The 15,053-nt window shown below is 67.8% G+C and carries 12 protein-coding genes; 4 read left to right on the forward strand and 8 right to left on the reverse strand.

Features of this window, described 5'->3' with window-relative positions:
- Positions 1-44: 44 nt before the first annotated feature.
- A complete protein-coding gene (locus DM816_RS45560) occupies positions 45-1,472 on the reverse strand; it encodes a sigma-70 family RNA polymerase sigma factor (protein ID WP_117214332.1) in 1,428 nt (475 codons plus the stop codon).
- A 110-nt stretch (positions 1,473-1,582) separates the two neighbouring features.
- Here DM816_RS45560 and DM816_RS32600 point away from each other — a divergent pair, with 110 nt between their 5' ends.
- The gene (locus DM816_RS32600) at positions 1,583-1,876 is read left to right on the forward strand and encodes a hypothetical protein (protein ID WP_162908067.1); all 294 of its coding nucleotides are present in this window, start codon (positions 1,583-1,585) and stop codon (positions 1,874-1,876) included.
- A 58-nt stretch (positions 1,877-1,934) separates the two neighbouring features.
- Here DM816_RS32600 and DM816_RS32605 read toward each other — a convergent pair whose 3' ends face one another.
- Complete coding sequence (locus DM816_RS32605; RefSeq protein ID WP_246002488.1) at positions 1,935-3,575, reverse strand: pectate lyase family protein; 1,641 nt, start codon at positions 3,573-3,575, stop codon at positions 1,935-1,937.
- Between the two features lie 284 nt (positions 3,576-3,859).
- Positions 3,860-4,600 carry a hypothetical protein gene (locus DM816_RS43080; RefSeq protein WP_162908068.1) on the reverse strand — a complete coding sequence of 247 codons (741 nt, stop codon included), beginning with the start codon at positions 4,598-4,600 and terminating at the stop codon, positions 3,860-3,862.
- 134 nt (positions 4,601-4,734) lie between these two features.
- Here DM816_RS43080 and kstD point away from each other — a divergent pair, with 134 nt between their 5' ends.
- Positions 4,735-6,369 carry a 3-oxosteroid 1-dehydrogenase gene (gene kstD / locus DM816_RS32620; protein WP_117214325.1) on the forward strand — a complete coding sequence of 545 codons (1,635 nt, stop codon included), beginning with the start codon at positions 4,735-4,737 and terminating at the stop codon, positions 6,367-6,369.
- Between the two features lie 18 nt (positions 6,370-6,387).
- Here the strand turns inward: kstD and DM816_RS32625 are convergent, their stop codons facing one another.
- Complete coding sequence (locus DM816_RS32625; RefSeq protein WP_117214326.1) at positions 6,388-6,777, reverse strand: DUF3224 domain-containing protein; 390 nt, start codon at positions 6,775-6,777, stop codon at positions 6,388-6,390.
- Between the two features lie 116 nt (positions 6,778-6,893).
- Here DM816_RS32625 and DM816_RS32630 point away from each other — a divergent pair, with 116 nt between their 5' ends.
- Complete coding sequence (locus tag DM816_RS32630; protein ID WP_117214327.1) at positions 6,894-7,796, forward strand: MerR family transcriptional regulator; 903 nt, start codon at positions 6,894-6,896, stop codon at positions 7,794-7,796.
- A gap of 42 nt (positions 7,797-7,838) precedes the next feature.
- Here the strand turns inward: DM816_RS32630 and DM816_RS43085 are convergent, their stop codons facing one another.
- Positions 7,839-8,339: a hypothetical protein gene (locus DM816_RS43085; protein ID WP_211588956.1), complete on the reverse strand. Its 501-nt coding sequence runs from the start codon at positions 8,337-8,339 to the stop codon at positions 7,839-7,841.
- A gap of 132 nt (positions 8,340-8,471) precedes the next feature.
- On the opposite strand from DM816_RS43085, the gene DM816_RS32635 reads away from it, so the two are divergent.
- Complete coding sequence (locus tag DM816_RS32635; protein ID WP_162908070.1) at positions 8,472-11,438, forward strand: tetratricopeptide repeat protein; 2,967 nt, start codon at positions 8,472-8,474, stop codon at positions 11,436-11,438.
- 3 nt (positions 11,439-11,441) lie between these two features.
- Here DM816_RS32635 and DM816_RS32640 read toward each other — a convergent pair whose 3' ends face one another.
- The 3 genes from DM816_RS32640 to DM816_RS32650 all read right to left on the reverse strand — a co-directional run.
- Positions 11,442-12,443 (reverse strand): SecDF P1 head subdomain-containing protein, encoded by a 1,002-nt coding sequence (locus DM816_RS32640; RefSeq protein ID WP_162908071.1) that lies wholly within the window; start codon positions 12,441-12,443, stop codon positions 11,442-11,444.
- Between the two features lie 9 nt (positions 12,444-12,452).
- Positions 12,453-14,012 (reverse strand): substrate-binding domain-containing protein, encoded by a 1,560-nt coding sequence (locus DM816_RS32645; protein WP_117214330.1) that lies wholly within the window; start codon positions 14,010-14,012, stop codon positions 12,453-12,455.
- On the reverse strand, positions 13,978-15,053 hold a 1,076-nt coding region (locus DM816_RS32650; protein WP_162908072.1), incomplete at its 5' end, for a substrate-binding domain-containing protein. The genes DM816_RS32650 and DM816_RS32645, both read right to left, overlap by 35 nt.

The raw sequence follows: 15,053 nt of genomic DNA on the forward strand, positions 1-15,053 counted from the left end.
AGCTGCGGCCCGTTGGAGGAGCAAGTCGACTCGTCGCCAAGAGGTCACCTGTCGACTAGGGAGGCTTGCCACAGGTAGGTGCTCGTCGGGGTGGGTGGGATGGGTACCCGGCTCGGCTCAGGGAACGGCGGCGTGCAGAGTGGACACGGCCTGCCGCTCGGGAACACGAGCTCGGCGAGCGCGAGATCGCGGTACCCGACGACCTGCCCGGTGGTCTCGCTGACCAGCACCTCCCGGCGCCTGTTCTCACTTTCCTGGCCGCCGATCGCCCACACCCGGCTGCCGTCCGGCGCCGTAACCAGTTCGGCTGTCACGCCGTCGACCAGTGCGAGCGCCCGCAGCAGTGCGGCCTTGAGCCGTGGCGGGGCCATCGCGTCCATCTCCTCGGCGAGCGTCCCAAGCGTGTGTGCCACCTCCCCGGCGGTCTGCGTCCGGCCGTGCGTCATGGCGTGCAGCAGCGCCTGCGGATCGGTGGTGTATGTCGACAGCACGGCCCAGGTGGGATAGAACAATCCGGGCCCCAATTTGGCCATGTCGGCCCGGCTCATGTTGATCCACCTTTGCCGTTCCTGCTCGGTGTCCTCCTCGACAAAGTCACCCGCTTCGTAGATTCGGGTCCGCAGCAGGATGGCGCCGTTGGGGTCCAGCCATCGCTCCTGTTGGTGCGCGCCGACCGAGCTGTACTGCGTCTGCACGACGAGGATCAGCTGATCGGGCCGGGGCTCCGGCGGGTTGGGCGCGTTCTCGGCCAGCACGCTGAGCCGCGCGATCACCTGGCGGGCCGATGGTGCGACGCTCGGCGACGGGCTTGTTGGCGGTGTGGTCGGGCCGATGACGGGTGGCTCGGAACCCTTGCCGCGCCAGAGGGTGATGGCGATGGGCAGGGCCAGGACGATGGCAATGACGGCTGCGAGGGTTGCCCGCCGGGCTGCGCGCCGTCGGCGTACCGTAGAAATGGTTTTATCAATCCCTGGAGCCGCGACAACCGGCGCACTCTCCCACGTCAGCTGCTCGGCAAGCTGCGAGCGGCCGCGGGTGAGCCAGGACCGCACGGTGCCCTCGGCGACATTCTGCTGCTGCGCGATCTCCGAAGTGGACAGTTGGCCCAGGTGATGCAGCACGACCGCCAACCGGTGCTTGGGCGGAAGCTTGGCAAGCGCACGGGTGAGCGCCACGCGATCGGGGGTAGGCCCCTCGACGTGCTCCTCGCGCTGGCTGGCGCGGTGCCGCAGCACGACACGCAGATGGCGCAGGCGGTTGGTGGCGAGGTTCCACGCCACCTGGCGCACCCAGGCCTCCGGGTGTTCGTATGTGCTGATCCGCTCCCAGCGCTCGAAAGCCCGGCAGAACGCCTCCTGTGTCACATCCTGCGCTTCCCCCTGGTCGCCAAGATAGGCGGCCAGCTGACCGCCTATCTTGGCGAAGTTCGCGGCATAGAATCCGGCGAAGTCCGCCGCCTCCGGTCTCGTCATCAGCCGCATGCGCTTGCCCTTCTGTCGTCGCTAAGAAGGGAACACCTCACTCGGCCCGGATGCTGCACCCGGGGATCCACCGGTTTGCCAAGGCCCGCCATACTAGTTTGATGACAACCGATGATGATGTGGTACCGAAGCAGCGCAGCGTCGCCGCGCTCATCGCCGGCTGGATCGGGCTGATCGCACATCTCCCGGTGGGCATCTGGTACCTGTCCAGCGGGCTCGTCACGCCGGCGTGGGCGTACGTGTTGCTGCTGCTCGTGTGGCTGGCGTTCTTCGGGCTGGCCATCTATCTGCTGCGCACGCGACCGGTCTACACGCTGCTCGTCCCGGTCGCGGCCGCCGCCTTCTGGTTCGCGGCGATCAGCGCGGGCGAGGCGTGGCTGGGCTGGACGGGCTAGCACGGGCTGGAGGCCGGCGATCGGGCGGTCGCCGGCCTCCAAGTTTTCCTTGTGGTGCTTAGAGCTTGCCGGCTCCGGCGCCCGCCGTGACGGAGGCCTTGACCGTGCCGGAGCTCTCCGCTGTGTAGCGGTACGGGATGGCAGCCACGGAACCGTTGGTCTCACACGGCCCGGAGTTGCTCAGGATGTTGTCGCGCGCCACCAGCCGGCCCGGGTCGGAGTCGGCGTAGCCGCTGGCCGACCAGCACGCCTGCTGCACGTTCTCGAAGACGTTGCCCTCGACCAGCGTTCCGGCGTTCATGACCGAGGCGATGGCGTAGGAATTCGAGTCGCGCCTGATGTTCAGGTAGTAGTTGTTGAACACGTGCACCGTCTCTCCGAAGCGGACCCGCGGGGCGCGCTCGAAGGTCGTGTCGAACCAGTTGTGGTGATACGTGATCCGCAGGTGGCCGACGTCCTCGCCCGCGTTGCTGTCGGAGTGGCCGACCAGCGACGTCTTCCAGTGGTTGCGGATGATGTTCCACGACACGGTGACGTAGTCACACGCGTGGGTGCAGTCGATCAGACCGTCGTAGAAGTCGGGGTCGTTCTCGATCGTGCTCTGCAGCGTGTTGTGGTCGATCCAGACGTGCGTGGCGTTCTCGATCTGGATCGTGTCATTACCCGGTACCCCGCGGAGGTTCATGTTCTGGATGATCACGTTGGCCGGGTGCATGTCCTCGATGTTGAGCACGGCTCCGGTGACACCGGAGTTGGCTCCTACACCGCGGATCGTCTTGTTGGCCGTGATCTCGACCGTGCCCGAGCCGGACAGCATGCCGCTGACCAGGATGGTGCGCGTGCCCGCGGCCTGTGCCTGGGTCCGGAAATCGGCGAAGCTGCTCACCGTGACCGTGGCACCGCCCGCGCCACCGGTCGTGCCGCCGCCCTGCGTCGCCCAGCCGACGATCCCGCCTGGCTGCGGGTTCGGCGAGGTCGTGGGTGACGGCGACGGGGACGTGGACGGCGAGGGCGAGGTGGACGGGGACGCCGTCGGGGAGCTGGTCGGCGACGAGCTGGTCGGGCCCGGCCCGGCCGCGTCGCTCACCACCACGTCGTCGAACGAGGCCGCGCCGTAGTTGGCGATCAGACCCGCGCGGCCCGTGGCATAGGAACCGTCCGAAGTGGACACCACCTGGGTTCCGTTGACCGAGCCGACCAGGGAGCTGCCGGTGGCGCTCAACGTCAGCGTGTACCACGTGCCGGTCGCTGTCGTGAACGCCGCCGAGGCGAGCGTGGTGGTCGCTCCCTTGCGGATCTGCACCGAGGTGGGGGTGAGCACGAGCGCGTAGAAGTTGGACGTGCTCTGGGCGCGGGCGGCGATGCCAACCCCGCGCGAGGTGGCGCTGCCGAAGGTGTTGGCCCGGACCTTGGCCGTCACCGTGGCCGTGCTCCACGTCGTGGAGCCGGCCAGAGCCTTGGCGCTGGCGCTGGCGCCCGACTGGGTGTAGGCGCCGGACGAAACCGACCAGCTGCCACCCGAGGTGCTCCAACCATTGGCGTTGCCGTCGTTGAAATCATCGGAGAACAGCGTGGCCGCGTTGGCGGTCGCGCCAAGGGTGAAGACGAGTGCCGTGGCCGCGAAGCCGGCACCGGCCGCCAAGGCCAGCCGGGTCCGCCTCCTCAACCGGCGCGTTGGGACGTGTTGCGCTTCCTGCACTGTAGGACCTCCCTGCGTTGGAATGCGCTTTCCCGCCAACGTAAAAAGGTAGCCATAAAACAGTCAATGGGTACCATTTGCAGCTTTGTTGCAACGAATCACACGCAACACAACAGCCGGCGCCTCGGCCGGTCCGGATATGGGGCGCTATTGTCTGATTTCCTGCGCCGCCCCGACTCCCGCAATTCGCAGGATCGAGGCGATCCTATGGCAAGCGCTTTCCCAAAAACCACCGCCCTGGGGCCGACTGTCCGGTTAGGACGATCTGGGCCGGCCCGGATCGGTCACATGTCTCGGCGACGGCGGTGGAGCAGATAGCCCACCAGGCCGAGGGAGACGAGGAACGCGGCGGCCGTGCCGAACCAGCCGCCGGACATGCCGCCGCCACCGGTCTTGGCCCCGCCGATGGGCTTCGGGCCGCCGCCGATGGCCTTCGGATCGCCGCCGAGGGGACTGGGGCCGCCCGGTGAGTGGGCGATCTTGGGCGGCGGGGTGTTGGCGGGCGATGGGGCGCTGGTGGGCGAGAGGGTCGTGCTGCGCGACGGCTGGGCCTGGACGGCCGGGCAGGTGTGGCTGAGGTTGAAGGTGCCCGAGGCGGTGTTCGGCTCGACCTGTGCCGTGCCGTCCAGCAGGGTCCAGCCGGGCTGAGTGAAAACGTAGGCGTGCTTGTCGTCGTTGGCTCGCCCGGCATTGTCCAGGAAGCCGCTCCAGCCATCGCCCATGGTCGGCATCGCCGGGTTCTCGCTCGTGATCGGACCGACGGTGACGTTGCCGCCCGGCCTGCTGAAGGTGAGCGTGACGGAGACGAAGTCGTCCGCGGCGGAGGCGGGGAGCACGAAGTGCCGGCCGTCCACGGATGGGTGCCCGGCCAGCGGACCGGTGCACTGCTTGGTGCCGAACCCGGCCGCGGTGTGGTTTCGATGGGCGGGGTTCAGGTTGATGGTCTTGGCCGCGGAGACCGGTGCCGCGACTGAGAGGCCGGCCAGAACGCCTGCTGCCGCGGCGAGCCATCCCCGTGATGTCATCTCCTCATAACAGCATAAGCCGATATAAGGCGCTAAATCGCCACGCCGAGAGATGGGGCGTTGTCCCGAGGCTCCGGCCCGACTACTGTAACGCGTTATAGTTTATGAGCTTCGATGCCAGCTCGGAGGGCGCAATGCCAGTGATAACCGAGTATCAAGTCGTGGTCGTTGGTTCGGGTGCCGCCGGGATGACGGCAGCGCTCGCCGCCGCCAAGCGCGGCCTGCGCACCTTGGTGATCGAAAAGGCGGCCACGTTCGGTGGATCGACCGCCCGCTCGGGCGCCGGGATCTGGATCCCCAACAACGAGGTCATTCTCGCCGCCGGAGTACCGGACACACCCGCGAAAGCGGCCGCCTATCTCGCGCGGGTCGTCGGCGCTGACGTCCCCGCCGCGCGGCAACAGGCGTTCCTCGCCAACGGGCCCGCCATGATCTCATTCGTGCTGCGCAACAGCCCGCTGCGCTTCCGTTGGATGGAGGGATATTCGGATTACTACCCGAGCCTGGAGGGTGGGATGCCCAACGGGCGCTCGATCGAGCCCGCTCCCTTCGACGCCAACATCCTCGGCGCGCAGTTGCCCCGGCTGAACCCGGCGTACATTCCGGCTCCGGACGGGACGGTCGTGTTCACCACAGACTACAAGTGGCTCAACCTGATCGCGCGGCACCCGAAGGGGCTGGAGACCGCGGCGGCGATCGTGAGCCGCTATCTCGAACTCGCGGCGCACGGGCAGCGGCCGGTCACGATGGGGCAGGCGCTCGCCGGCGGCCTGCGCGCCGGGCTGATCGCGGCCGATGTGCCCGTGTGGCACGAGACCCCGCTCACCGAGCTGTATGTCGAGAATGGACGCGTGGCTGGAGTCTGGTCGGGCGACACGCTCATCAAGGCGCCGCGGGGAGTCATCGTCGGCTCGGGCGGGTTCGAGCACAACGAGCGCATGCGCAAGGAGTTTCAGCGCGAGCCCGTCGGTGTCGCCTGGACCATGGGCGCGGCCTCCAACACGGGCGACGGGATCGAGGCGGGTGCGCGGCTCGGGGCCGCACTGGATCTGATGGAGGACGCATGGTGGGGTCCGGCGATCCCGCTGCCGGAGGAGCCGTATTTCTGCCTGGCGGAACGCACCCTGCCGGGGAACATCTTCGTCAACGGGCTCGGGCGGCGGTTCGTGAACGAGGCAGCTCCGTATAGCGATGTGGTGCATGTGATGTATGACCTGAACACGCCCACCGCGCCGCACATACCCGCCTGGATGATCACCGATCAGAACTACCGCAATCGCTATCTGTTCAAGGATGTCGCGCCCATGTTGGAGTTTCCCGCGGCGTGGTATGCGAGCGGGGCCGTGCACAAGGCGTGGAGCATCGACGAGCTGGCGCGGAAGATCGGCGTGCCCGCGGCCAACCTGCACGCCACGATCCGGCGGTTCAACTCGTTCGCGTGGTCGGGAAAGGACCTCGACTTCAAGCGGGGCGATAGCCAATACGATCGGTACTTTGCCGATCCCGTGCAGTGGCCCAGCGATTGCCTGGCGCCGATCGACATCCCGCCCTACTACGCCTTCAAGATTGTGCCGGGCGATCTGGGTACCAAAGGAGGAATGAGAACGGACGCAAGAGCGCGGGTGTTGCGGGCAGACGGTTCGGTGATCCCCGGGCTGTATGCGGCGGGCAACGCGAGCGGCGCGGTGATGGGCCACAGCTATGCCGGGGCGGGTGCCACCCTCGGACCCGCGATGACGTTCGGCTATGTCGCGGGCCGCGAGGTTTAACCGCCGACGCTCGACCGTTTACCTGCGAGTCGTCATCGTCAGGGTGACAAGCTCGTGCCGGAAGATCACCTTGCCGGTGACGCCGGAGAGCTCGCCCGTGCCCGAACCCGGCACGATGGCGCCGAAACTGGTCGGGCTGTCGTGCTCGTCGACGATTCCGCCGTGCTGGAACACGAGCGTGCCCTCGCGGCCGTCGATGCTGCCGGTGAACAGCTCGGAGGCGACGTAGCCGCTGCCCTCATCCGATTGGGAGGTCAGGAGTTCGGCCACGCTGGTGCCCGCCACGCGCCCGGTGAACGTCTTGTGCACGGTGACCCGCGTCAGCTTGGGACCGCCGTCCTGCTCGTGGTAGGGGGTCTCGTCCCAGAGCGTGATTTTGAAGGGGTTGGTGAACTCGGTATCGCTCATCGCCCGGACGTTACCGAGTCCGCGTCCGCCGTTCTTGAAGAAATGCGACTCTCACATCGGAGACCTGATTTAATGCGTTTGAGTCTCCAGCAGGTGGAAGGTTGAGGCTGGTACCCGTGACCGATCGCTTCACCATCGGGCAGCTTGCCAAGCGCACGGGGGTATCCGTCCGGACCATACGCTTCTGGTCCGACCTCGGTTTGCTTTCGTCGACCCGCTCGTCTGGCAGCTACCGGCTGTACGACGCGGAAGCCGCGGCCCGGCTCGACCTCATCCGCACGCTGCGCGAGCTGGGTGTGGACGTGCCGACCGTGCGGCGGGTGCTCGAACGGCAGGTGTCGCTATCGGACGTGGTGCGGGCGCACATCGCCGCGCTGGACATGTCCATCGAGGCGCTGCGCCTGCGGCGCGCGGTGTTGCGCTCGGTCGCGGAACGCAACAGCACGACCGAGGAGTTGAGACTCATGCACAAGCTGGCCCAACTGTCGGCCGCCGAACGGCAGCAGCTGATCGATGACTTCGTGACCGAGACGTTCGACGGCCTGCCCGACTCGCACATCGCGCGGGGCATGCGGCAGCTGCCTGACAACCCGGCGCCCGAGCAGGTCGACGCCTGGATCGAGCTCGCCGAGCTGGTGTCCGACAAGGATTTCCGCGCCCGGGTCCGTCAGATGGCCGTGACCGGCGCATCCGGCACATCCACCGAGTCGAAGCCGCCCACCGAGTTCGACGCCACGTTCGCGCAGCAGGTCCAGACGCTGGCGGGCGAGGCGCTCAAGGACGGCGTCGACCCGGCTTCGCCCGAGGGCCAGGCGATCCTCGCGCGCATCCTCGGCCAGTCCGACCGGGACCGCCGCGAGCTCGCCGACGAACTCGAAACCTTCACCGACCGCCGGGTCGAGCGCTTCTGGCAGCTGCTCGGCATCCTGAACAACCGCCCACCCTTCGAACCCGCCGTCCCGGCGTACGAGTGGCTGATCGCCGCGCTGCGCGCGTCGCCGTCACCGGAAAACCGATAGGAACAGAGACCCGGTGGGCCCTGCTGGGCTCACCGGGTCCGGTCAGTTGAAGTACCACTCTCCGGCATTTGCCGCCGCGCGGCAGTCCCATGTGGTGTTGGTGGTGCTATGGAAATTGATGGTCAGCGATACCGTGTAGTATCTCCATTGGCCGAGGTACCTGTGCCAGCCGACGGTCGCCCCGGAGTTGGGATGGGGGTAGTGGGCGTACCAGGTGCCTTCTGTCATTCCCTGGTTCCAGTCAACCTCGGCGCGCTGCCAGATGACGCTCCCAAGATTGGTGCCAGGCAACGGGCCGACCTGCCAGGGAGTGAGGTTGTGGGTGCCGCTGGATCCCGCGCCGCTTACCTTGTATCGGTATTTGGTGACATACCCATCGGCATCCCAGGAGAACTGGACCGTGAGCGTCATCCCGTTGTAGGAACAGCTGCCGGTGGTAACCCCGGGTGTGTCGTAGATCGCCGCCTGCGCCGGCGTGGCCATTGCGACCATGACGAGCAGTGGGGCGATCAACAGAGCGCATCGCCTCAGAAACCGGTTCACTCCGTGCTTCCTCCTTGCTTGTTTCCCCGTTGGGGCCGTCGCGAGGTGCGTCAGCCAGAACACCGTAGGACGCATGGATGCGTGCCGGCTCTGTTGCACAATCGTGCGCCACGGTCGGCTACCATCCGGTGGATGCAGCCCACGGGAGGTGTTGGGGAAATTCTGCGGAGGTTTCGCATCAGGGCGGGTCTCACTCAGCGGGAGCTCGCGGCGCGGTCGGATCTGAGCACTCGATCGCTTCGAGACGTCGAGTTGGGCCGTGCACAGCCCCGCATGTCAACGCTGCGGCGACTGGCGGCCGGACTTCATCTGGGGTCGCATGACCTTGCCACGCTGATCGAGCTGGGTCGCGCGCGGTCCGAGTCTGGTGTGCGCATTCAGATCCTGGGCCCGCTGCTGGTCCGTCGCGGTGGCCGCCCGAGCGAGCTCACGTCGCCGGCACAGCGTGCGTTGCTTGGGCTGCTCGCACTGCACTACGGAAATGTCGTCCCCCTTGACGAACTGATAGACCTGTTGTGGGGGGAGAATCCACCGAAGACGTGCCGCAGCCAGGTTGGGGTCCACATCGGACGGTTACGTTCCTTGCTTGAGCCGGGTAACCTCGTGCGCCGGCACAGCGGGTTTATCCTCCAGTTAGGAGAGACCGAGCTCGACCTGGCCCGGTTCGATGCCCTGCTGGCTCGTGCCCGCAGCGCCGCAGGCGCAGACCTGGCATCCGCGCGGGGGCTATACGCCGACGCGCTTGGCTGCTGGCGCGGTCCGATACTGGCCGACGCCAATCCCAGCCTGCGCGGGCATCCGGCTGCGGCTGCCGCCGAGAAACAGCGGGTGGCGGCCGCGATGGAGTTCGCCGACGTGGCCGCCGGCTCCGCACAGAATGAGCATGCCGTTGCGGTTATGCGCGTCCTAGCCGAACAGGAGCCCTTTCATGAAGGCCTGCACGCTCGGCTGATGATCGCGCTTGCCGGGCAGGGCGAGCAGGCGGCTGCCCTTCGCCATTACGAGGACCTCAAGCAACGGCTTTCCGGCGAGCTCGGCGTCGCGCCCGGCAATGAGATACAGGACGCGCACTTACGCATCCTGCGTCGAGAGCTGCCGGTCCCGCAGGGACGGACCACACCCGTGCCCGCGCAGCTTCCCGCCGGCCCCACCGCCTTCATCGGCCGGCATGCCGAACTGCGGGCACTGGAAAGGCGCCTGTCCTCGGCGTCAACGAAGGTCTTCGTGATATCCGGGACCGCAGGCGTGGGCAAGACCGCTTTGGCCCTCCATTGGGCACACGAGATCTCAGATCGGTTCCCCGACGGTCAGCTCTATGTCGACTTGCGCGGTTATGACCCGCGCCAGCCGGTCGAGGTCGCCGAGGCACTCGGAATGCTGCTGCGGTCGCTCGGTGTCCGGGATGCTGATCTGCCCATGACCCCAGACGACCGCGCCGCCCGCTATCGCACCGAGTTGAACGGCCGGCACCTGCTGGTGGTCCTGGACAACGCCGCCTCGGCGGAACAGGTGCGCCCACTGCTGCCACCACCCCCGGGCATCGCGATTTTGACGAGCCGTGACTCGCTCGGTGGTCTCGTGGCCCTGCAGGGCGGCCATCGTCTGCGCCTGGACCCGCTGCCGCTACCCGATTCGATCTCATTGCTGGAAAAGCTGATCGGCCACCGAGCCGACGACATCGTGCTGACCTCGCTTGCCGAGCAATGTGGACGGCTGCCGCTGGCGTTGCGGATCGCGGCGGAGTTGGCGGCGTCCCGTCCCGGAACCTCGGTGGCCGAGCTGGCCGAAGAACTCGCGCAGCATGCCCGACGGCCCGCCCGTCTGCGCCTAGGGGGTGATCCACGTGCGTCCGTCGAAGCGGTGTTCTCCTGGTCCTGCAAACACCTGCCAGAGGAGGCGGCGCGCGCCTTTCGCCTGCTTGGGATACAGCCCAACGCTCAGATCGACCCACATGCCACCGCGGCCCTACTGGGCAGGACCCTGGAGCAGACTCGGGACGCTGTCCGGTTTGCCGACCAGGCCGCCGCCCGCGTCTGGTTGGACGCACAACGGCCGAATCTTGTCACGGCATGCACCTTCGCCGCCGAGCAGTGGCCGACTCACGCGATACGCCTGGCGGAAACCCTGTTCCGCTACCTGGATACCGAATATGTCGACGACGCCTTCGCGACTCACACCGCCGCCATCCGTGCCTCCCGCAGCTTGAGTGACACGGTTGAAGAGGCGAAAGCGTTGGTCAATCTCGGCACCGTGCTCCGCCAGCAGGGTCAGTATGAAAACGCGGCCGAGCACTACCGGCGGGCCCTGGAAAGCTTTCAAGCCGCAGGCGACCAGGCCGGGCAAGCTCGCGCCCTGAACAACCTGGGTGTCATCTATCTACGGGCGGGGCGGTACGACGACGCGGACGAGCACCATCGCCGTGCGTTGATCTGCTATCAGCAGGTCGGTGATCAACTGGGTGAAGCCCGGTCATGGCACAATCGGGCGAACGCCGGCGAACGCCGAGGGCGATACAGCCAAGCGATCGAGCATCATCGACGCGCTCTGGCACTGCACGTTCACCTCGGCAACCTCACCGGCCAAGCCAATGTGCTCGACGGGCTCGGCGTCGTCCACGGCCGGCTGGGCGAACACGAGCAGGCTCTCGGTCAGCTTCGGCTAGCATTGGAAATCTTTGAGAGCTTGAATAATCGAACCGGGCAGGCCGGAGCACTCACCAACATCGGCACGATCCTGCAACGGCAAGGCAGGTACGAAGACGCCGCGCTGCACCATCGCCAAGCCCTTGCGCTATTCCGGGAAACAGGCTTCCGGTATGGCGAAACATGCGCGCTCAACGGGCTTGGCGAAACCCTGTGCGCCGCCGGTGCGATTGCCGACGCGCACGATCAGCACACCGCCGCGATGGCGATCGCACAAGACACCGGAGACCGCGACGAGCAGGCCCGCTCCCACGTCGGCATGGGCCGAGTGCACCGAGCCATGGGGCAGGACCGCCTGGCCCGGCAACATTGGCAAACGGCGTTCGCCGCTTACAAAGAGATCGACTCACCGGACGCCGAGGGGGTGGCGGCCTTGCTTCAACAACCGCGCCCGTAAGGCTCAGGGGCGGACCACCTCGGTGTTGGTGATTTTGAGGGGTACCGGCAATTCGCCACCGCTGATCTGGGAGGCCAGGGCCTTGGCGTCGGTGTCGGAGAACGAGCCGGCGATCTGGGCGTCGCCCGTGATCACGGCCTGCACCTCCGGCGCCGTGACGACGTTGTGGTCCGCGACGATGGCGACCAGGCAGTTGCCCTGGTTGCCGCGCGCCGGCGGGGTGCACCTGCTGCCCTGGCCCTCGATGATTTCGCGGGTCAGCGCCGTCCACCGGACCTGGCCCTCGGCCGTGAAGGAGATCGTGACCACGTTGCTCCCGGTGGCCTGCTCCCGCTGCGCCTCGGCCTCCCGCACATCGGACGTCGTCACCGCCGCCCGGTCGAGGAGATATTTCACCGTGCCGACCGTGTCGCAGGCGACCACGCGCTGGTCGGCCCGGCGTACCGCGTCGATGTGCCGCCCGGCGAGCTGCTGGCACCGGATCGTGGGCACGCGTAGCTGCATCTCGATCGGGAGCACCGCCACCTCCGACGGCGTGAGCGTGCGGAACGGCTTGAGCGCCTCCAGCTGCGCGGCATCCGGATCGGCGTATGTTGGCGAAAGTCCTTGCGCCACCTGCCAAGCGGGCCCGAGCTTGGCCACCACCTCGTCCAGCGTGTGCACCGGGCCCGGCTCAGCGGGCGTCCCCGCACCGGACGCCACCGCCGGAGCCATGTCGAGCACCTTGCGGAACCGCAGCGCCCCCAACGCGACCAGCGGCGCGGGGTCGACCTCGCCCGCGACGCTCACCACCAGGGTGTCGCCGCCCTCGACCGCCACCTTGGCGTTCCAGCCCAGGGCGCGGGCGCGTGCCGCCAGGATCTCGCGTGCCTTCTCAACCGAGGACGCGTCGGAGCGCACCGTCACCCGCGTGTGCACCACCGTCGTCGGATCGGGTGTCTTGTCGCCGAGCAGCGAGCAACCCGACAGGCCCAGGAGCGCGAGCGCCACACCAACCAAACGCATGCGGGAACGCTACCGGCTGCTGCGGATCCGCGCGAACGCCTCGGTCAGCGAGCCCGACCGGCCGTCGTACGTGTGCCCGCCCGTCAGCTCGGCGAGCTCCTGCATCACGCGCAGGTTGGAGCCGGCGAACAGGATGGGCAGGATCGGCACGTTCGCCGCGCCCTCGGGCAGCGCATCGTGGTACGCGAGGAAGTCGCCCAGGTCGAACAGCCGCCCCCCGGTGTTCTCGCCGTCCGTGAGCAGCACGATGGTCGTGATCCAGGCGGGGTCGGGCGGGCCGAGCGCGTCGTAGGCGGCCGCAAGCGCGTCATACATGGCCGTGTCGCCGGCTGCCTGCAGCCCCGCCGCATAGGCGCGAATCCGGTCGCGGACCATGCCGGCGTCGGCCGCCCCCGCCGAAATGTGGAACGTGACCGGCGTGCCCGGGACCGTGCTGAACGGCAGCAGCGTGATCTGTTCGCCCGCCACCAGCGGACCGGATGTCAGGGTGGCGATCGCCTGCCGCAGCGCCTCCAGCCGCTCGCCCCGCATGGAACCGGACACGTCAAGCACATACACCGTCCGCGCGGGCCGGTTCAGCTCCCCGCGATAGGCCGCGATCAGGTCCTCGATGACGTCGTAGGTCGCGGGGAAGGGCAGCTCCACGAGGCCGCCCTCGGCGCCGCTGCCCTGGCCGGTGCGCCGCCACGTGGTCTGGCTGATCCGGCGCTGCACGTGCGGCTGGAGAAGAAACCGCACCAGCCGGTTGTACGCGTCCTTGGCCTGCGCGGTCGCCGACGACAGCAGGGTCAGCTGGTATGTCGCGGTCACCACGCCGTCGCGCGGATAGACCAGCACGAGCGGTTCGCCGAGCCGCCCGGAGGCGTTGAGCTCCAACAGTTCCGACTCATACGCGACGAGCCCGTCGATGCCGCGGCCCAGATCGCGGACGTACTCATACATCAACTCGCCGGTGGACGGCGCGGTCGCCTTCTGCGCGTGGAACAGCGCACGCAGTCTGGGCGTGGCCTGCGGCACGTCCTGGCGCCGCAGCGCCGCACCGCGGCCCGCGCTCGATGTGGCCACGGCGACCAGTGCGGACATGGCCGAGTTGGACCGCGCGGGGTCGCTCATGCCGAACGCGAACCTGCCGTCCGCGGCCGCCGACGCGATGGTTGACCAGGTCACTGGCTGGTCGCCGGTGCGGCCCCAGCCCAGCCGGTCGGCGGCCGACGCGCGCACGCCGAGGACCACCGGCGTGGACATGATCCGGGTGCTGGCGTCGGTCTTGGCCGTGCCGCCGGAAAACATTGCCAGATAACGGTTGGTGGACAGCCACATGGCATCGTGGCCGGCCGTGTCGCCGCGCGCGACTTTCGTCGTACCCTCCAAAGTAGACGTCGGGGACAGCTCGACGGCGATGCCGGTCTCCCTCCTGGCCTCGTGGAGGATCGGCCGCATATCGGCAAGCTCGCTGCCGGCGAGCACGCGCAGCGTGAAGAGCACGGGCGAGATCGGCACGGCGTCGCCGGCGAGCACGGCGACGAGGGCCAGGCTAAGCAGGACTCTTGCGCTGCGGCTGAAGGGCATCGATGAAGCTTCCTAAGATGTCGGTGGACGGGACCCCGGCCAGCCCGAGCTTGTCCAATGTGGAGTGGCTCGGAACCGTGATGTTCTTCGCTGCGAGCGTCTCCGCGAACTTCTGCGTGCCCGCGCCGTAGCGGTTGCCGTATCGCAGCTGCGCGATCTCGATGAACCGCTCGTGGCTCTGCAGCATCCGCCCGATGCGCGCGCCGTCCGGGTGGTCGTTGACCGGGATGAAGTAGTGATCGGAAATGACGTTGGGCGTGGGATACAGGTAACTGATTTCGCGGGGGCGCTCCGTGAGCATCTCGTCCAGGACGTCGTCCTCATAAACCCAGCCGATGGGTACCGTTCCCGGCCCCTCGAAATAGTCTCGGCGCAGGACGCCGGTGGTGGTGCGCATGTCGCCCTGTGGGGTGAAGCAGGACCGCAGCCGCGGCAGCAGCCTGGCAACGGTTTCCGCGTCGGTCACGGTGTTGTTGCCGTTGAGCGCGTAGGACGCGACCGCGATGAACATCGCCGCGGAGTTGGAGGTCGACGGGTCGGTCGTGTGCAGCAGCAGCTGCCGGTTGCCCAACAGGCCGCCGTCCGGCCAGCGTTTCTTGTTGTGCACGTGGTCGAGGTAGCGCATGACGTCGAACACCCCGATGCCGTGTTTCTCCCCGGCGATATCGTTGGCTGTAAGGATATCGATGATCGGCTTCCAGGTCATCACGACCATTGGCGAGCCGAAGGACGGGAACTGCGCCCGGTTGCCCACCAGGCCCTGGATGTACCGCGCCATGATCGCGCTGGCCGGGAACACCCCGTCATACTTGGACAGGTCGATGAACTGCAGTTGGCCGGAGCCGAACTGGGTGTGCTGGACCGTCAGGCCCTCGGCCGCGAAGAGATCGATGACCTCCTCGTCCTCGAAGAACTCGCGTGGCCCACCCGCGATCCGGTACAGCGTGCGCGCCGGCGGGCTGCCCCGCAGCGCCTGCCAGCCCGCCACACCCGCGACCGCCAGCCCGGCCGCTCCCGCCAGGCCGGCGAGCATGACCCGCC

The sequence above is a fragment of the Allorhizocola rhizosphaerae genome, assembly GCF_003426775.1.
Lineage (GTDB): Bacteria > Actinomycetota > Actinomycetes > Mycobacteriales > Micromonosporaceae > Allorhizocola > Allorhizocola rhizosphaerae.